This window comes from Brevibacillus sp. FSL L8-0520 (assembly GCF_037963895.1).
GTDB classification, from domain to species: domain Bacteria; phylum Bacillota; class Bacilli; order Brevibacillales; family Brevibacillaceae; genus Brevibacillus; species Brevibacillus borstelensis.
This window is the reverse complement of the sequence record NZ_CP150171.1, coordinates 3,807,851-3,826,641: the sequence shown is the minus strand read 5'-3', so window position 1 is coordinate 3,826,641 and position 18,791 is coordinate 3,807,851. Positions and strand designations below refer to the sequence as shown.

Annotated in this window: 15 protein-coding genes; 12 read left to right on the top strand and 3 right to left on the bottom strand. The window is 54.4% G+C overall.

Going from position 1 to position 18,791, the window contains the following annotated elements; all coding sequences use genetic code 11:
• Positions 1-12: 12 nt before the first annotated feature.
• From NSQ24_RS19140 to NSQ24_RS19100, 9 genes are all read left to right on the top strand, one after another.
• On the top strand, positions 13-1,497 hold the full coding sequence (locus NSQ24_RS19140; RefSeq protein ID WP_003389112.1) for a sigma 54-interacting transcriptional regulator: 1,485 nt from the start codon (positions 13-15) through the stop codon (positions 1,495-1,497).
• Between the two features lie 77 nt (positions 1,498-1,574).
• Entirely contained in the window at positions 1,575-2,141 is a 567-nt protein-coding gene (gene lepB, locus NSQ24_RS19135; protein ID WP_085974956.1) for a signal peptidase I, read from the top strand.
• A 121-nt stretch (positions 2,142-2,262) separates the two neighbouring features.
• Positions 2,263-3,762, top strand: coding sequence for a helix-turn-helix domain-containing protein (locus NSQ24_RS19130; protein ID WP_024982885.1), 1,500 nt, complete (start codon positions 2,263-2,265; stop codon positions 3,760-3,762).
• A 153-nt stretch (positions 3,763-3,915) separates the two neighbouring features.
• Positions 3,916-5,586: a urocanate hydratase gene (hutU, locus tag NSQ24_RS19125; RefSeq protein WP_024982884.1), complete on the top strand. Its 1,671-nt coding sequence runs from the start codon at positions 3,916-3,918 to the stop codon at positions 5,584-5,586.
• A 5-nt stretch (positions 5,587-5,591) separates the two neighbouring features.
• Positions 5,592-6,869: an imidazolonepropionase gene (hutI, locus tag NSQ24_RS19120; protein ID WP_171506892.1), complete on the top strand. Its 1,278-nt coding sequence runs from the start codon at positions 5,592-5,594 to the stop codon at positions 6,867-6,869.
• Positions 6,870-7,025: 156 nt separating this feature from the next.
• Positions 7,026-8,372: a YjiH family protein gene (locus tag NSQ24_RS19115; protein WP_031933134.1), complete on the top strand. Its 1,347-nt coding sequence runs from the start codon at positions 7,026-7,028 to the stop codon at positions 8,370-8,372.
• Positions 8,373-8,575: 203 nt separating this feature from the next.
• Positions 8,576-9,553, top strand: coding sequence for a glycerophosphodiester phosphodiesterase family protein (locus NSQ24_RS19110; protein WP_339166390.1), 978 nt, complete (start codon positions 8,576-8,578; stop codon positions 9,551-9,553).
• Between the two features lie 246 nt (positions 9,554-9,799).
• A complete protein-coding gene (locus tag NSQ24_RS19105) occupies positions 9,800-10,363 on the top strand; it encodes a glycerol-3-phosphate responsive antiterminator (RefSeq protein ID WP_003389120.1) in 564 nt (187 codons plus the stop codon).
• Positions 10,364-10,648: 285 nt separating this feature from the next.
• Positions 10,649-12,313 carry a glycerol-3-phosphate dehydrogenase/oxidase gene (locus tag NSQ24_RS19100; protein WP_243014250.1) on the top strand — a complete coding sequence of 555 codons (1,665 nt, stop codon included), beginning with the start codon at positions 10,649-10,651 and terminating at the stop codon, positions 12,311-12,313.
• A 146-nt stretch (positions 12,314-12,459) separates the two neighbouring features.
• Here NSQ24_RS19100 and NSQ24_RS19095 read toward each other — a convergent pair whose 3' ends face one another.
• Complete coding sequence (locus NSQ24_RS19095; protein ID WP_339166387.1) at positions 12,460-13,425, bottom strand: DMT family transporter; 966 nt, start codon at positions 13,423-13,425, stop codon at positions 12,460-12,462.
• Between the two features lie 168 nt (positions 13,426-13,593).
• Here NSQ24_RS19095 and NSQ24_RS19090 point away from each other — a divergent pair, with 168 nt between their 5' ends.
• Entirely contained in the window at positions 13,594-14,457 is an 864-nt protein-coding gene (locus NSQ24_RS19090; protein ID WP_251247271.1) for a LysR family transcriptional regulator, read from the top strand.
• A gap of 356 nt (positions 14,458-14,813) precedes the next feature.
• Positions 14,814-15,641 carry an aldo/keto reductase gene (locus NSQ24_RS19085; protein ID WP_003389125.1) on the top strand — a complete coding sequence of 276 codons (828 nt, stop codon included), beginning with the start codon at positions 14,814-14,816 and terminating at the stop codon, positions 15,639-15,641.
• 110 nt (positions 15,642-15,751) lie between these two features.
• Here NSQ24_RS19085 and NSQ24_RS19080 read toward each other — a convergent pair whose 3' ends face one another.
• On the bottom strand, positions 15,752-16,483 hold the full coding sequence (locus NSQ24_RS19080) for a YheC/YheD family protein (protein ID WP_031933130.1): 732 nt from the start codon (positions 16,481-16,483) through the stop codon (positions 15,752-15,754).
• 280 nt (positions 16,484-16,763) lie between these two features.
• On the opposite strand from NSQ24_RS19080, the gene NSQ24_RS19075 reads away from it, so the two are divergent.
• Positions 16,764-17,507, top strand: coding sequence for an IclR family transcriptional regulator (locus NSQ24_RS19075; RefSeq protein ID WP_003389127.1), 744 nt, complete (start codon positions 16,764-16,766; stop codon positions 17,505-17,507).
• 34 nt (positions 17,508-17,541) lie between these two features.
• Here NSQ24_RS19075 and NSQ24_RS19070 read toward each other — a convergent pair whose 3' ends face one another.
• Entirely contained in the window at positions 17,542-18,690 is a 1,149-nt protein-coding gene (locus tag NSQ24_RS19070; RefSeq protein WP_003389128.1) for a glycosyltransferase family 1 protein, read from the bottom strand.
• Between the last annotated feature and the right edge of the window lie 101 nt (positions 18,691-18,791).

Genomic DNA, 18,791 nt, shown 5'->3' with positions numbered 1-18,791 from the left:
AGGGGATGCGCTGTGTCATTGCGGGAAATAGCCGACTCGGTTCAACAGATTGCGGAGGCAGTCGCGTCCGTATTGCACGTGGAGGTAGAGATAGCTGACCATCAGTTGCTGCGAATCGCCGGTACAGGCAAGACTGAGCCGGGCAGATTGCAAGCGATGGCCGGAGAAGATTTTGTCTACCAGGCAGCGCTCAGGACGGGTCAGCCTGTCGTGATCGACAGCCCGGGTACCGATCCGCTCTGTCGTCCTTGCATGCATTACGGGAATTGCGCGGAAACCGGGGAGATTTGCTGTCCGATTCGGGTGAACGGGATTGGCGTGGGAGTGATCGGGCTGCTCGCCTTTGATCAGAAACAGCGGGATCGGCTTTTTTCCGATGTGGACTCCATTTTGCTTTTCTTGCAAAAAATGGCAGAGCTGATCGCGATGCAAATAAAAGAACATCAGATGTATCGGGAGCAGCAGCTTGCCCTGGAGAGACTGCAGGCGGCTATGCAGCAGGATGATGCGTTTGCCGAGATAACCGGAACCAGCGCCGTAATCACACGGGCGAAAGAGATGGCAAGACGTGCGGCAGAGAGTGATTCCACCGTCCTGCTTCTGGGGGAAAGCGGCACGGGAAAGGAATTGTTCGCACGAGCGATTCACAAGGCCAGTCCCCGCAGAAACGAACCGTTTGTTTCTCTCAACTGCGCCGCCATTCCCGATACTTTGATGGAGAGCGAGTTTTTTGGATACGAAGAGGGGGCGTTCACCGGAGCCCGCAGAGGAGGAAAAAAGGGACTGTTTGAAACGGCTGACAAAGGGACGATTTTCCTCGACGAGATCGGGGATATGCCGATGCATTTGCAGGGCAAGCTGCTGCGTGTCCTGCAGGAAAAGCAGGTCGTCCGCGTGGGAGGAGAGGGCCAGCCCGTCGGTGTCGACGTAAGAGTGGTGGCGGCGACCCATCGCGATCTCGCCCAACTGGTCAGAGAGGGCGCCTTCCGGCAGGATCTGTATTATCGTCTGCATGTCATCCCGATCCATCTGCCTCCGCTAAGGGAGCGCAGGGAAGATATATTGCCTCTGGCCCACCTTCTTTTGCAGAAAAACGCTGCACGTTTGGGAAAACAGCTAAACGGCTTTACGCCGGAGGTACAAGCCAGGTTCGTCCAGCATGACTGGCCCGGTAACGTACGGGAGCTGTCCAACGTCGTCGAGTATGCGTCCACGATGGAGCATCGCTTGTTCATTTCTCCGGAAAATCTCCCCGCCACGTTGTGGACAAGCCCATCTGCTGAAGGCAAGGCCCAGCCTGTCGTCGGGCCGGGAGAAGGCTCAAGCTGGAATCTAAAGCAGATCGAGCAGCGCACAATCAGGCGGGTCATGACTCACCTGGAGAGAGCAAACAGGCCGAAAGAGGAAGCGGCGCAGCTTTTAGGGGTCAGTCGGGCGACTTTGTTCAGGAAACTGAAAGAAATGAGAATATGTGAACGGTCTCACAGAGATCCATAATTTGGTATATTTTTGGCTCCGCCGCCATTTTATGCTATGATAGCTTTCGAGGAAATTTTGAAAATCGAAAGGCGGGGTTGCCGGTGAAGCTAAGAGAGATCTGGGAATGGGTCCGTTCATTGGCATTTGCGCTAGGACTTGCGCTTGTGCTCGGCATTTTTGTGTTTCAGCCGTTCAAGGTAGAAGGGCATTCGATGGACCCAACCTTGCAAGATCAGCAGCGAATCTATGTATCGAAGCTGTCCCATACGTTTTCGTATTTGCCGGACTACGGCGATATCGTGGTAATTGACAGTCGCGTGGATCGAGAGCGCAGCTTTCAGGATGACCTGGTCGGCCATCCGCTCATCCATCTGTTTTTGGGAAAAGAGAACGAAAATTTCATGTATGTAAAGCGTTTGATCGGCAAGCCGGGTGACGTCATCGAGATTAAGGACCATCAGCTCTATCGAAATGGCGAGAAGCTGAGTGAGCCCTACATCAAGGAAAAGATGGAGGGAGAAGACGGGAAATGGGCCGTGCCGGAGGGCCACATCTTCGTCATGGGAGACAACCGCAACAACAGCCTGGACTCCCGCGAGATCGGCTTTGTCCCGTTCGATCATGTCATCGGCAGCAAAATAGAATGGAAGGTTGGAAAGTAAAAGGGTTGCCATTTTGGCAGCCCTTCCCTTGTCTGACAGAATTTCTGCCGGCAAAGCCGGATTGCGAGGAATCCCATGCAGGGCATAACCCAGCTAGTCTCACGGAACAGGAGGAGATCGCATGACGACGCTTTTGATCGCGGACCGGGACGCCAATGAACGGACGGGCATCAGTTGGCTTGTTTCCACATGTGCCATCCCCTTTGACGAGGTTGTCACCGCCGGGACGGCTTCCGAGCTGTTCCGCGTCCTCGAAGGAACAAGGCCGGATGTCGTCTGCGTCGAGCTGGACATGGTGTCCAAGGAACAGTGGGAGCGACTGAAAATGCTGACCTCCCAATACCGGCCGACAGTCATTGTAACAACAGCGGAGGCCACCTTTGAGCGCGCCGTACAGGGCATCGAGCTTCACGCCATCGACCTGTGGGTCAAGCCGCAAACTCCCGAGCATATCCGGCGTGTCCTGACCCGCTGCTGCCAGGACAGGACGGTGGCCCGAAAAGCAAGCGAAGTGCAGACTGACCATTACGGATCGGCGGTATCGTACCGCAGTCTGTTTTTGCCTCTGGAAACGCCGGGAAGGGGACTTCAGCTGATGCTGCTGCAGCTCGAGGAGACAGCGCGGCACGGGGATTTGCTGACATTTTTGGAGACATATCCGTTTCGGGACAAGCCTGCTCTTTTGCCGCTGAGCGACGTGATCGTCTGTCTTTTCGATCTGAAAAACGAGGCGCCTCTCGCTTCGCTGCTGGAAGTAGGAAAACGGCTGCTGATGGACTGGGAAGCGCAGCATTCGGAGTCGCTTTCGCTCGTTTTGTACGACGCCGAGGATCAAATGCTCAGTCTGCACCAGAAGTACAGGTATGCCGTCGAAGCGCTGGACATCCGCTTTTTCAAAGGATACCGGCAAATATCGGTGGTGGAGAACAAGGTGAACTGGGCGGTCATCGATCCTTTTCTGACTCCGGCGGAGCAAAGGGCGTGGATTGACATGCTCCACGACGGCGACCGCGAACAGGTGAAGCAGTGGATGTACCGGCAGTTCCTTCATAAAGAAGAGCCGTATCCCGAGCCGGGGCTGCTTCGTATCCGCCTGACCAGCATTTTGGCCCAGGTGAGAAGATTTATGAAGTCTCACTGTCTGGACGAAGGAGCGCTGGAGGATTGGTATCACCGCGTATTCGATACGATCTTATACACGCCGGTGCTCTATCGGATCGTCCAGGAGCTGCTTTTGTTCATCTACGAGCTGCTCGATTCCGCGACGACGAATCGCGAGGGAGCCCGCCTCGATATTATCGAGCAGGCCATCCGCTACCTGGAGGAAAACTACGCCCGCGCCGATTTGCGGCTGGAGGAGGCAGCGCGGCATGTGGACCGCAGTCCCGCCTATTTCAGCTCGCTTTTGTCAAAGCGTCAGGGAGTGTCCTTTCGCCAGATGCTGACGACGATACGCTTGCGCGAAGCAGAGCGGCTGTTATTGGAGACGCGCCTTTCCATCCAGGAGGTTGCCGAGCGGACAGGCTTTGTAAACGCCAATTATTTTAGCAAGATTTTTAAGGAAAAGCGGGGGACAACCCCTCGTTCGTTTCGAAATCAAAAGAAAAGCAATAAATCGTAAATTTTTTTCTTTTTCTGGTTGGAAGCGCTTCCGGTTATCCGAAATCTCCGAAAAAACCGAAAGGAAATCGAAATAAGGATGCCTGTTTTTCCCCGATTGGTCTCTTCTATACTACATATACAAAGACCTATTGGGGAAAGGGCAGGTGCAATGATGACGAAGACACAATCGATTCAAGAGTTGATCCAGCAATATTCAGGTACAAAGCTTCATGCCAAGGGATGGGTACAGGAAGCGGCGCTTCGGATGCTGCTCAACAATCTGAACGAGGAAGTGGCGGAGCGCCCTGAGGATTTGGTCGTGTACGGCGGCATTGGCAAGGCAGCCCGGAACTGGGAATGCTTCGATGCAATTGTCGAAACATTGAAAAACCTGGAGAGCGACGAAACGCTCCTGATCCAGTCCGGCAAGCCGGTTGCCGTATTCAAATCGCATGCGGATGCGCCGCGCGTGCTGTTGGCCAACTCCAATCTGGTGCCGCGCTGGGCGACCTGGGACCACTTCAACGAGCTCGACAAAAAGGGCTTGATGATGTACGGACAGATGACCGCCGGCAGCTGGATCTACATCGGCAGCCAGGGAATTGTGCAGGGGACGTACGAGACATTTGCCGAGTGCGCCCGTCAGCATTTCGGCGGTACGCTGGCAGGCACGATCACAGTAACTGCCGGTTTGGGCGGTATGGGAGGCGCTCAACCGCTCGCGGTATCGCTCAATGGCGGGGTGAGCATCAACATCGAAATCGACCGCACACGCATCCAGCGCCGTCTGGAAACGCGCTATCTCGATGTGATGACAGAAAGTCTGGATGAAGCGATCGAGATGGCGAAGGAAGCCAAAGCGGCCAAGAAGGACCTGTCCATCGGTCTTCTGGGCAACGCCGTAGACGTCCTGAACGAAATGCTGCGGCGCGGCTTCATCCCCGATGTACTGACTGATCAGACGTCCGCCCACGACCCGTTGAACGGGTATATTCCGGTCGGCATGACGCTGGAGGAAGCGGCAGCACTCCGCAAGGCTGATCCGAAAGCGTACGAGGCGAAAGCGGTGGCGAGCATCGCCGAGCATGTCCGCGCAATGCTGAAGCTGCAGGAGCAGGGTGCCGTTACCTTCGACTACGGCAACAATATCCGTCAGGTGGCGAAAAACGAAGGCGTGGAGGATGCGTTCCGCTTCCCGGGGTTTGTACCCGCGTACATCCGTCCGCAGTTCTGCGAAGGCAAAGGTCCGTTCCGCTGGGCGGCGCTCTCGGGTGATCCGGAGGACATCTACAAGACAGACGAAGTGATTCTCCGCGAGTTTTCCTATAACACGCACTTGTGCAACTGGATTCGCATGGCCCGCGAAAGGGTGTCCTTCCAGGGACTTCCGGCGCGCATCTGCTGGCTGGGCTACGGCGAGCGGGCACGCTTCGGCAAAATCATCAACGACATGGTGGCCCGCGGCGAACTGAGCGCTCCGATCGTGATCGGCCGCGACCACCTGGATTCCGGCTCTGTCGCTTCTCCGAACCGGGAAACGGAAGCGATGAAGGACGGCAGCGATGCAGTTGCGGACTGGCCGATCCTGAACGCCCTGATCAACGCGGTAGGCGGAGCAAGCTGGGTATCCGTCCACCACGGCGGCGGCGTAGGCATGGGGTATTCGCTGCATGCCGGCATGGTCATCGTGGCTGACGGAACGCCGGAAGCAGAGAAGCGCCTGGAGCGCGTCCTCACGACCGACCCGGGCATGGGGGTAGTCCGCCATGTGGATGCAGGCTATGATCTCGCGGTGAAGACAGCCAAGGAAAAAGGCGTCAAAATCCCGATGCTAAAGGAGTAAGCGCCATGAACAACAAACCTGTATGGATTCGCCGGGCCAGCCAATTGGTGACGCTGGCCGGCGGTTCTGCCGCACCGGTGACAGGCAAGCGAATGAATGAGCTGGGAATCATCGAGAACGGCAGCCTCTGGATCGAAAAAGGCCGGATTGAAATGGTCGGGACGGATGAAGAGCTGCAAGCGGCGTATAAGGGGCGAGCCCATGAGGCAGAAGTCATCGACGCGTCCGGCAAGCTGGTAACGCCGGGTCTGGTTGATCCTCATACCCATCTCGTCCATGCCGGAAGCCGTCAAAATGAATTCAACATGCGCTTAAACGGCGCTACTTATATGGAAATCATGAACAACGGCGGGGGCATTCACGCGACGACAGCCGCGACCCGCGCTGCTGATCACGCGACCCTGTTTGCCGAGAGCAAGAAGCGGCTCGATCAATTTCTCCTCCACGGGGTCACGACCGTAGAAGCGAAAAGCGGCTACGGCCTCACTCTCGAGGATGAGATCAAGCAGCTCGAAGTGGCACAGCAGCTGGACCAAGCGCATCCGATTGACATCGTCAGCACTTTTATGGGAGCGCATGCCGTCCCTCGCGAATACAAGCACGATCCCGATGCTTTCGTCGAGCTGGTGATTCGCGAAATGCTTCCCGAAGTCGCCCGCCGCAAGCTGGCAGAATTCAACGACGTATTCTGCGAGCGCGGAGTGTTTACCCCCGAGCAGTCCCGCCGCATTTTGGAAGCAGGCGTGGAGTATGGACTCAAAGCAAAAATTCACGCCGATGAAATCGAGCCGTATGAAGGAGCCGAGCTGGCTGCCTCCATCGGCGCCGTATCGGCTGACCACCTCCTGCGCGCTTCTGACAAAGGCATTCAAATGATGGCAGAAGCGGGCGTCATCGGTGTCCTCCTGCCGGGGACCGCCTTCTTCCTCATGGCGGAGTCGGCCAATGGCCGGAAGATGATCGACGCGGGAATGGCCGTAGCGATCTCGACGGACTGCAATCCAGGCTCTTCGCCGACTGTTTCCACGCCGCTGATCATGAATCTGGGCTGCCTGAAAATGGGCATGACCCCTGCGGAGGTATTGACAGCCGCGACGATCAATGCGGCCCACGCGATCAGCCGCGGCGGGCAGATCGGCAGTCTTGAGCAGGGCAAGCAGGGGGATGTAACGATATTTGATGTGCCTGATTACATGACCCTGCAATATCGATACGGCATCAACCACGTTCACACAGTTGTGAAAAAAGGCATCACGGTAGTAAAAGAAGGACGGTTGGCGTAAAGCGTCATAACCCGGTCCAGAATAGAGAGTGCGAGGGGGCACTCTCTCCTCGATTGGGTGATGGCAGGCAGCCTGTGCCGTTTGAAAAAGAGAGATAGCAGTTATCTGGATAGGAAAAGGGAGAGGGACCGACAACTCAGCCAGAGGAGGACCCTTATGGACTATCATCCGCAAAACGGGCTTGCTGCAGAAACGAATCCGGCCACTGCTCCAGCTACGCCGGCCAATGTATGGAAGTTTCTCATTTTCAGCTTGATCGGCATTTTTATGTTCTTTATCCCGATAACGGTAAACGGAAATTCCTCCATCCCGCTGGACCATATCGTCACCTGGCTGCGGGGCACTGTCCCGGGCGTCATCCCTCTGTATGCTTTTGTGGTGATCCTGCTCGGAGCGATCTATCCGTTCGCTACAGGCACGTGGAAGAAAAACAAGGTGAACATTGTCTTTTCCTTTCTCAAGGTGCTGGGTGTGATCGTAGTGGCTCTGATCTTCTTTCAGATCGGACCAGCCTGGCTGATGGACAAAGACATGGGGCCGTACCTGTTTGAAAAGCTCGTGATACCGGTTGGGCTGGTCGTTCCGATCGGTTCCATTTTCCTGGCTTTGCTGGTCGGCTACGGCCTGTTGGAGTTTATAGGCGTACTGGTTCAGCCGATTATGCGTCCCGTATGGAAAACACCAGGCCGCTCCGCTGTCGATGCGGTGGCCTCGTTTGTCGGCAGCTACTCGATCGGCCTGCTTATTACAAACCGCGTCTTTAAGGAAGGCAAGTATACGGTCAAGGAAGCGGCGATCATTGCCACCGGCTTTTCCACGGTTTCTGCCACATTCATGATTGTGGTGGCGAAGACGCTTGATCTGATGGCCTACTGGAACCTTTATTTCTGGGTCACGCTTGTGGTTACGTTTTTGGTGACGGCTGTGACCGTCCGCATCTGGCCGCTCAGCAAGATGAGCGACGAGTATTACGATGGCAAAGGGGACCCGGAAAAGGCGGTGACCGGACGCAGGCTCCAGCATGCCTGGAGCGACGCGATGCACGCCGCCCAATCGTCGATGTCGCTTGGCCAAAACATCTGGGTGAATCTGCGCGACGGCTTTATCATGACGATGGGCATCTTGCCTTCGATCATGTCAGTGGGCTTGATCGGCATGGTGCTGGCCCAGTTCACGCCTGTTTTTGACTGGCTGGCCTATTTGTTTTATCCGGTCACGTGGCTGCTGCAGCTTCCTGAGCCGTTCCTCGCGGCCAAGGCATCCGCGATCGAAATCGCCGAAATGTTTTTGCCCGCGCTGATTGTGACCGGAGCGCCCCTGATCACCAAGTTTGTGATCGCGGTAGTCTCTGTCTCGTCTATCCTGTTCTTCTCCGCCACGATTCCGTGCATCTTGTCTACGGAGATTCCGATCAGCATCCCGCAGCTGATCGCGATCTGGCTGGAGAGGACGATTCTCACGCTTGTGTTTACGACCCCGCTCGCTTATTTGTTCTTGTCGTAGGACCGTAAGAAAACAGAATGACCGCAAAGAAATGAGCACAGGCTGGTTGCACTTGTAAAAGAGGCAGCCAGCCTTATTTTTTCAAGGCACGTGTACATGCGATTGGTTTTCAACCGCTGGGAGAGCTGTAGCCGGATTAGCCATATGGAGAAGGTTCATGATATTCTTGCTTTACATCATGCAATCTACAACAGGAGGACTCGATGAAGAAGCTGAAAAAAATACTGAAGAACAAATTCGTTTTGTGTCTGCTTGTGCTGGCTGCATTTGTCTACATAAACAACAGCTCTCTGTTTACAAAAGCGAGCAATGAAGCTCCGCTGCTGCTGGCCCATCGGGGTATGGCCCAAACCTTTCATATGGAAGGAATTACAGGCGAGACGTGCACAGCGGAGAGGATTTACGAACCGGAGCACCCGTTTCTGGAGAACACGATCCCGTCTATGGAAGCGGCTTTTCAGGCTGGAGCCGACATTGTCGAATTTGACGTTCAGCCCACCAGAGACGGCAAGTTCGCCGTTTTCCACGATTGGACGCTAGGCTGCCGGACCAACGGACAAGGGGTTACGCGCGAGCATACCCTGGAAGAGCTGAAGCGATTGGATATCGGGTACGGCTACACAGCCGACCAAGGAAAAACATATCCGTTTCGCGGAAAGGGAATCGGCTTGATGCCGTCGCTGGAAGAAGTGCTGAACCATTTTCCCGAGCAATCGTTTTTAATCCACGTGAAGAGCAACGATCCGACCGAAGGAGAGCAGCTCGCCGCCTTTCTCTCTGGATTGCCCGCCAGCCAATTGGAGCGGTTGACTGTGTATGGCGGAGATGAACCGATAGCGGCCCTGAAGGAAGGCTTGCCCAGCGTCAGAGTGATGTCGAAAGCAACGATGAAAAGCTGTCTGATCCCTTACATGGCTGCAGGCTGGACAGGCTACGTTCCAGCCGCATGCGAGCATACGCAGCTGCATATTCCCGAAAAAATCGGCCCTTGGCTGTGGGGATGGCCGACTCGTTTTCTGGAGCGCATGGATAACGCCCACACACGCGTTATCGTGGTGGGAGGAGACGGAAGCGACTTTTCAACCGGATTTGATACCCCCGAGGATGTAAAGCGGCTGCCTTCCGGCTATACCGGCGGCATCTGGACAAACCGGATTGACCGAATCGGTCCTCTCTATTAACAGAAATAATTTGCGGGGAGTGCGGCTCCATTCAGAGCAATTGACAACGGTTACACGATCTGCTTAAATCAAACTAAGTTAATACGAAGTGACGGAGAGATGGAGACCCACTGTTGAATTCCCCGATGAAGGGGAGTTTGCAAAAGGTGGGTTTTTTTCTGTCTGCAAGCTGTTTTGCAGTAAGATGGAAATGATCGATGCATCCTAGTTGGAGGAAGGACGTTATCGGAAGAAAGGTGGATCTTGATGAATTTTAACGGCCAAAAAATACTTCCTGCTGCCCGCCATATGAAGGATTTTGATCATATTTTGGAATCCCCCTACGAATACGGGGTGTTTCTGGATACGCATATCGCGCAATTGAAAGGCTTGTATGACATGGCAGAGAAACATAAGAAGAAAATGTTTTTGCATGCCGACCTCGTGCAAGGCTTGAAAAACGATGAGTACGCCGCGGAATTTCTCTGTCAGCAAATCAAGCCGGCGGGATTGATTTCAACCAGGTCGAGCGTCATTTTAAAAGCGAAGCAAAAAGGGGTATTGGCGATTCAACGTATTTTTTTGCTGGATACCAATGCATTGGAAAAAAGCTATTTGCTTTTGGAAAAGACGCAGCCCGACTTTATTGAAGTCCTCCCGGGCGCCATGCCTGCGATCATAACAGAAGTGTTTGAACGAACGAAGATCCCGATCTTGGCAGGGGGACTGATTCGAACGATTGATGACGTGAACATGGCCTTGCAAGGGGGAGCTTCGGCTATTACCACCTCCAATCGGAAGCTTTGGGAGCATTTTGCTCCGAAAGGCTGAGGTGCGTTTCGGAGCTTTACAAGGCGGACGTTGTCCAAAAATGGTCGCCTCGTCCTTTGGTACAGAGGCATTCGCGGCCCTGGAAAAAGCTGCAGAAATGCAGCCGGGATGGAAACGAGCGGTAATTGCAGCTATGGCTTTTATCGGAAGGCATATTATGTTATATTATTGTATAAGTTAATATTTCGTCTGGAGAATCGGAGAGACCTCAATGCATTATAGTTTAGCTATAGTGTTCGTTGGGGTCTCTTTTTGTTTTTCTGTACAACCTCGGGAGGGAATGAAATGGCAGAGACATTTTCAAGTGCGCAGAGAACAAAGAGATTGGAAGAAATGAACAATCAGCTCTTTGACCTCGTGGTGATCGGAGGAGGAATTACCGGAGCGGGCATTGCCCTTGACGCGACAACGAGGGGCATGAAGGTTGCCCTGGTCGAAATGCAGGATTTTGCTGCGGGAACGTCCAGCCGTTCGACCAAGCTGGTCCACGGCGGCCTGCGCTATCTGAAACAGTTTGAAGTGAAGATGGTTGCGGAAGTCGGACGGGAGCGGGCAATCGTGTACGAAAATGGCCCTCACGTGACGACACCGGAATGGATGCTGCTGCCGATCCACAAAGGCGGGACCTTCGGCAAATTCTCGACATCCATCGGCCTGCGAGTCTATGATTATTTGGCCCAGGTGAAAGGCTCAGAGCGCCGGAAAATGCTGAATGCCCAGCAGACTTTGGCCAAAGAGCCGCTGATCAAGCAAAAAGATTTGTTGGGCGGAGGGTATTATGTAGAATACCGTACAGATGATGCCCGTTTGACCATAGAGGTGATGAAAGAAGCCGCCGAGCGCGGGGCGCTGCCGGTGAACTACGCCAAGGTTGAGGAATTTTTGTACGAAAACGGCAAGGTGAACGGCGTCAAGGTCGTCGATCAGCTGGACGGCACCGAATACAAGCTGTACGGAAAGAAAATCGTAAACGCGACAGGACCTTGGGTAGATACGCTGCGGGATCGGGACAACTCCAAGAAAGGAAAATTCCTGCAGCTGTCAAAAGGGGTGCATCTCGTCATCGACCAAAGCCGCTTCCCGTTGAAACAAGCTGTCTATTTTGACACGCCCGACGGACGCATGGTGTTCGCCATCCCTCGCGACGGAAAAACATATGTAGGGACAACCGATACGTTCTACAAAGAGGAGATTTCCCATCCGCGGATGACGAGTGCCGACAAGCAGTACTTGCTTGATGCGATCCGCTATATGTTCCCTGCGCTCGATATCAAAGACGAAGACGTCGAATCAAGCTGGGCAGGCGTTCGCCCGCTGATTTACGAAGAAGGAAAATCCGCTTCGGAAATCTCGCGCAAAGACGAAATTTGGCAATCCGATTCGGGATTGATCACCATCGCCGGAGGGAAGCTGACGGGGTACCGGAAAATGGCCGAGATGGTCGTCGACATGGTCGCTGATTTGCTGCAAAAAGAAGGAAAAGGGACATTTGGACCTTGTGCAACGAAGCATATGCCTATTTCCGGCGGAAAAGTGGGAGGCAGTGCGAGCTTGCCCGCCTTTATCGAACGGAAAACCGAAGAGGGAACGAGATACGGCTTTACCCGTCAGCAAGCAGAGCGGCTGGCCCGTTTCTACGGCTCCAATGTAGATGAACTGTTCCGCTTAGCCGAAGGGCACGCCCGGGAGGCCGCGGAGTCCGGTCTGCCGCTTGACTGGTTCGTTTCGCTGCGCTATGCGATGGAAGCGGAAATGGCAGTGAAGCCGGTCGATTTCCTCATCAGACGGACGGGTGCTCTGTTCTTCCGGATCAACGAAGCGAAACAGTGGAAGGATGCCGTGGTCGCGTACATGGCCAGCCATCTGGGGTGGAGCGAATCGCAAAAAGATGCGTATCTGCAAGAGATGGACATGCATATGCACGATGCGGTCACGCCGCTGGAGGCGTAAAAACTTCAGGACACCATAAAAGACAACGGAACGAAAACACAAGAAAAAACCACGCGCTTGGCAGGTTCCTATGCGGAACGGTTGCCATGGCGCGTGGCTTTTTTTTTATCTGTTGAAGCAATAGGGAGCTGAGCGCCACGGGGCGGTCAAAAAGAGGCTTCCTTGGAAGCGGCTCTGCCCGACACCGCAAGCTTGATCTTTTTTCGCTGAAACAGGTTGTTGCTGATCAAAGCCAAAATGATCAAGAGCGTTCCTCCGGCATCGTACATCGTGATCTGATAGCCTTGCCAGACGGAGATCAGAAAAGTGGTGACCGGAACAAAGTTGATAAACAGGATGCCGTTGATCGGTGTGAGCAGCTTGACACCCGCGTTCCAGCTGAGCAGAGCCAGGATTCCCGCGACTCCGATCATGAAGCCAAGCTCGTAGCCGACGGAAAATACCGACTGGAGCGATGGGGCGTGCAGGACATCCAAGGCTGTCAGCAGCAGGACGATCACCAGGGAGGTCCCGGTTCCCAGCACGCAGCTCAAAGTCGAATACCGCAGCACTGACCACGACGCGAAGTGGTTGCCCCCGATCGTATAGATCACCCAGCCCAGTACGCCGAGCAATATCAGCAGGACAGGCAGCAGGCTGTCTCCCCCCAGGAGGAAGGAGCGGAAGTCGCCCTTCGTAATCACCAAAAAGCAGCCGACCAGGGCGAGGGCGATGCAGCCGATGGTAAACGGTTGAGGCTTCTGGCCTTTATACATCCACAGCACGAGTACGGACAGCATCGGCATGAGCGCTTCCATGACGGATGCGAGGATCACTCCCGAGGTGCCCAACTGGTTTTGGCCCCAGAAGACCAGCAAGTTGTATATGGTAAATGCCATGGTCCCGAAAAACCAGAGAGAGACTCCGCGGCCTTCGAGACGCAGTGCTTGTCTGCCTTCCTTGATCCAGAGAAAAACAAGCAGCAGCAGGGAAACAACCGAATAACGGATAACGGAAAAGTAAAACGGGTCCAGATGGGCAAACGCGCTTTCTGCGACCGGAAACATGGCGCCCCACGCCATGCTGGCGATCAGGCAGAGCAAGGCCCCTTTCATGATGTGCTCTTTGTTCATAGGTGACTTCCTTTCGCAATTCACTTTCGCTAACAAATTTTTCACGATGAATATCATATTCCGAAATTACCATCATGTAAAATGATTGAAAATGATGAAATGTATCATTGTCAGTGATACAATGGGGGTGGAAGATAAGCGGCGGAAACATAGAAAGAGGGAGCGAAAATGGAGATCAGCGATCTGCGGATTTTTCAGGCTGTGGCTGAGCTGGGCAGTGTCAGCAAGGCGGCGAAAGAATTAAATTACGTACAGTCCAATGTGACAGCCCGGATTCAACATCTGGAGCTGAAGCTGGGGACCGAATTGTTTTATCGGCATCGCAGGGGAATGAGCCTCAATCCCGAGGGGAAAAAGCTGCTGGGGTACACGCAGAAGATCCTGGCGATGATGGAAGAAATGAAGCTCGCCTTTCAGGACGAGGAAGACCCGTCCGGTCCGCTCCTGGTCGGCTCGGTGGAAACTGTCAGTTGTTTGCCTGACATCTTGTCCGCCTATCACAAAAAGTATCCGCGCGTAGATTTGTCGCTGATGACCGGCGTCACGGAGCATTTGATCAGGGACGTCCTCCAGTACGAGCTGGACGGGGCGTTTGTCAGCGGTCCGGTCCAGCACCCGGAGCTTGTCCAGGAGCCCTTGATCGAAGAGGAGCTGGTCTTGATCGCCAGGGCCGAGGATGGGCCTGCGTCGCTGGAGGAATGCAGCACAAAGCCGCTCCTTGTGTTTCGCTCCGGCTGCGGCTACCGCTCTCGTCTGGTTCATTGGCTCGGCAGCCAGGGCATTGCGCCGACGAAGATCATGGAGTTCGGGACGCTTGAGACGATACTGGCCGTCGTCGCATCGGGGCTGGGCGTTTCGCTGGTTCCGCGGCCGACCGTGTCACGGTTGGAGAGAGAGGGGAAGATTCGCTGCTTCTCCATACCCGAGGAATATTCCACGGTCTCGACCGTGTTCATCCATAGACGGGACTCGCACATGACGGGAACGATGAAAAAATTTCTGGAGACGATTCGGGCGCTTCACGCAGGATGAGCCGTTCGTACAAGAAGCGATGATAAGCATGAAAACGGATGACAAGCATCAAAAGCGGCGTTCCATACGCGGCATTCAGGGCCGATGCGATTGCGCGCAGCACCGCAAGGAACGTATCGGCCCGCTTTTTGTCTCCTGGGGCAGCCGCCTCGTTCAGCAACGGTTTCATGCAGGAACCGTCTTGTATAGCAACCGTCCCGTGGAGCAGCCGTCACTTGTGTCCCAGGGTGTACAGCCCTGTTCAAGGAGAGCACACGGAAAGCATATTCGAAGGGCGCAGCGCCTTTTTTTGGAATCGCCATTGTGCTACACTATCAAGCGAGATACATAAAACCGATAGAACGGGAGGAAATCGAATGGCAACGCATCTTGCTGATACCACCGTCTTAAACAACGGAATCAAAATGCCCTGGCTCGGCCTCGGCGTGTGGAAAGTGAAAGAAGGGGATGAGGTGCAGCGCGCGATCCTGTCGGCTATCGAGACCGGCTACCGCGCCATCGACACCGCTGCTGTTTACGGCAATGAGGCTGGCGTGGGCGATGCGATTCGCGACAGCGGAATTGCCCGCGACCAACTGTTCATCACGACCAAGGTATGGAATTCCGATCAAGGCTACGAGACGACGCTGAAGGCGTTTGACGAAAGCATGAAAAAGCTGCGCCTGGATTACCTCGACCTGTACCTGGTGCACTGGCCGGTACAAGGCAAGTATCTGGATACGTGGAAAGCGTTGGAAAAGCTGTACCGCGACGGATACGTGCGAGCGATCGGAGTCAGCAACTTCCACGTGCATCACTTGGAGGATTTGAAACAGAACAGTGAAATCGTCCCGGCCGTGGATCAGGTAGAGTACCACCCGCTCCTGACACAAAAAGAGCTGCTCGCTTATTGCAAGGAAAACGGCATCCAGATGGAGGCGTGGAGCCCGCTGATGCAAGGCAACCTCGACCAGCCGGTGCTGGTGGAAATCGGACAAAAATACGGCAAGTCTCCTGCCCAGGTAATCCTGCGCTGGGATCTGCAAAACGGTGTCGTGACGATTCCAAAATCGGTCACGCCGGAGCGCATCCGCCAAAATGCCGACGTGTTCGACTTCACGTTGACAGCTGAAGAGATGGAGCAAATCAGCCGCCTTAATCAAAACAAGCGTTTTGGTCCGGACCCGGATAACTTTGATTTCTAGCATAAACGACGAACGCCCCGACCTCTGCGAGAGCTGTCGGGGCTTTTTGCTTTCTGTACGGCAGAAGGCTCGTCTAGCCTTCCTTGGCTTCGCTCGTCCGATTTTGGATACTACCGTTTATAGGAGCGGATGCGGCGGTACTGGCTTTTGTCCTTCAGCTTCAGGAACAGGGAAATATCGGGCCGCAGGTTGGCTTCGATGATCCAGACCCGTCCCGAAGAATCCAAAGCCATATCCAAACCGTACACCCTCTGATTGGCATAGTAGGTGCTTAGCTGCTTGGCGGCTGCGACCGCCACCGCTTTCAAACGCTGAATCAGTTGATCGGCAGAAGCGGATCGAAGCGATGAGAGCTGTATCGCGGAACGCAGCGGCAATACTCTTCCTCCGCTCCGCTTGATGTTGGTGATAATATAGCCGGCTCCAGCCACCTTGGCGAGCATTCCGGTCACGACCCACGAGGAGCCCGAACGGCGCTGGACCATGACACGAATGTCAAACGGACGGCCGTTGACGCGGGCGAGCGAGATTCCTTTCTGCACCAAGTACTGCGACTTGATCCGGCTGCGGATGTAGCGGTAGGTGGCTGATTTGCCGCGAATCGTACGTTTGCGGCAGCCGCGATGGACCTTGTAGTGGTTATCTCCCAGGCCGGTGATCAGGATGACACCGGCACCGCCGCTGCCTGCGATCGGCTTGGCAATAACTTTTCGATACTGTTTTAAAAAATGGCGGAGCGCATGCTTGGAGAAGAGTCGGGTGCGCGGAAGAGTAGAGGCCAAGCGGGAATTTCGACGCAAGACACGGTATTTTTTCAGCTTTGACTCATTGTATTTACCCACGAGCGGTCATCCCTCCATGAGCTGAAGTTATGGTTTCATTCCTTTTCAATCTATGTTTCTATCAGCGAATAGCGATGGGGAGATGTCCACTCAGGGGAAAATTAGGTGGATGGCGCACTTCAAGGCGCACTTCAAAAGGAATGGCCGCGTTGACAGCCTGACAGGACGCGTCACATTCTGCTCTTTACTCTTCGCCGCTTTTTTTCGTATACTTAAAAATAGAACCTCATTTCATCAGGTGAAACGTACGGAACCGATTTTAATGAAGCAGGTGGAACGAATGGAAGAACAGAAAGCTAACGTGCGAGCCGTAGAGCGGGCGCTTGACATCCTGCTTTGCTTTACGGATTCAACCGACTTGGGGCTAAGCGAGATCGCCGGGCGGTTGTCGCTGCATAAAAGTACGGTACACCGCTTGCTGGCCACTCTGGAAAACAAGGGATTTTTAATACGCGACGCTCAGACGGAGAAATACCGCCTTGGATTTCGCTTGTGGGAGCTGTCCGTGAATCTGGCGCATTCCGATGACCCGGCCACCCTTTGGCTGCCGGAGATGGAGCGTTTGCGGGATGTCGTCGGGGAAACGATCAGCTTGTATGTCCGCGACGGCAATGAGCGGATTCGCATACAGGCAGTGCAGAGCAACCAGGCTATCCGGAGGGTCGCGCCTATCGGGGCACGCATGCCGCTGTCAGTAGGCGCATCGAGCAAGGTTCTGGTGGCATACGCGGAACCGGCTGTCAGGGAAGAAGTGCTAAGTGACCCGCTTTGGCCCGAATCGATCGACCGCGACGCATACCTGGAACAGCTGGAGCAGATCCGACGCCAAGGCTTTGCCACCAGTGTCGAGGAACGGGAGCTGGGAGCAGCAGCAGTAGCCGCGCCGATTTTTAACCGGAACGAAAAATTGGTTGCCGCGCTGGCGGTATCAGGTCCCTCCAACCGCCTCACGCTGGAAAGAATGATGGAGATTGCGGAGCCGATCATGGAATCCGCTTATCGCATGGGAAAAATGTTAAAATGAACAGGGAAAAGGGCGGCCCCTCAAGCAGGTTTTTCTACTTGGGGGATCGCCCTTTTTTCATTGCTTTCCACTCGTCCATGAGCAGATTCCAGAACGGTTTGACCGCGTTTTCCGCAAGGTAGTGCTTGCCCCGGCTTTTCACGTACTGGCACATCTGCTGGTAATAGTCCGGATCTGATAGCTTCCTGTAGCACTTGAGAATGTCGTGTTCGTCTTTGACAAAGAGCGGATACTTTTCTCCAAGCAGATGGATGTTGCCGACGGTTTTGGTGGTAAGCACAGGCACACCGAGCGCCATGTACTCCAGGACGCGGGAAAGATACGAATGAGACGGATTTTTGTCTGATGTGTTGTCGTAAATCAGGGCAAGGCCAATTCCGCTTTGCAGAATCATCCGCTTTGTTTCCCACATCGATTTTTGTCCGTGATTCCGCACACCTCGGGAACGGAGCAGCTCGTGAGCCTGTTTCCGGTAACGGATCACGATAGACGGGTAGAGCACATTGAGCTTTGCCCCCGGAAATTCCTTGCGAATCAGCCTGATGGCGTTCACGGCCGTTTCTAGTCCGTAACGGGGGCGAAGCACCCCGGCCATAATCAGGTCGAGCGGGGGATTCGGCTGCGGCTGGGGGTCCTGATCACCGGAATATCCCTCCACGAATTGAGGGAGGACCTGAATTTTGCGATCCAGCTCCCGAGCGGAATACCTCGTTTTCCGTTCCAGATATTCGCGGTAGCGCCTGGCATTGGGCACGGTTTGAAAAAAGACCATGCGGGAGTTGTCGAACAAGTGATTGACCTTGTTCATGATGATCGGGTCGTTCAGATTGTAGTGAATAGAGAGGAACAACAGCTTTTTGCCCAGGGAAGGCTTCTTTTTGATAAACTCGCGAGCCTGTGTCCGGTTGCGAATAAAAATAAAGTCGTAGCTGTGCTTCTGATCGAGACTGATAATTTTGCTGTTCAGCTCCGCGGCTTGATAAAAGCGAACATGGCGAAAGCGAAAGCCCCCCATCCCGTTTACATATCGAAACGGCAGGACGCAGTGCAGGACAAATCCCTCGCGCTCTTGGGCAGGGAGCCGTTCCACTTCCCGGTCAATCGCCTGGAGCATGATGAAAAACTGCAGGACATTCCCTTTTGGCTTGAATTTTTCTAGGTGGCAGGAAAAACAGATTTTCACGAAATTCTCTCCTTAGGTTCTCTCTCTTACAAGGTATGCAAATGCCTGGAGAGCGGGGAAGAGAAATTTTTGAGCCGGGTGGATGATGAGAGGGAGAGGGG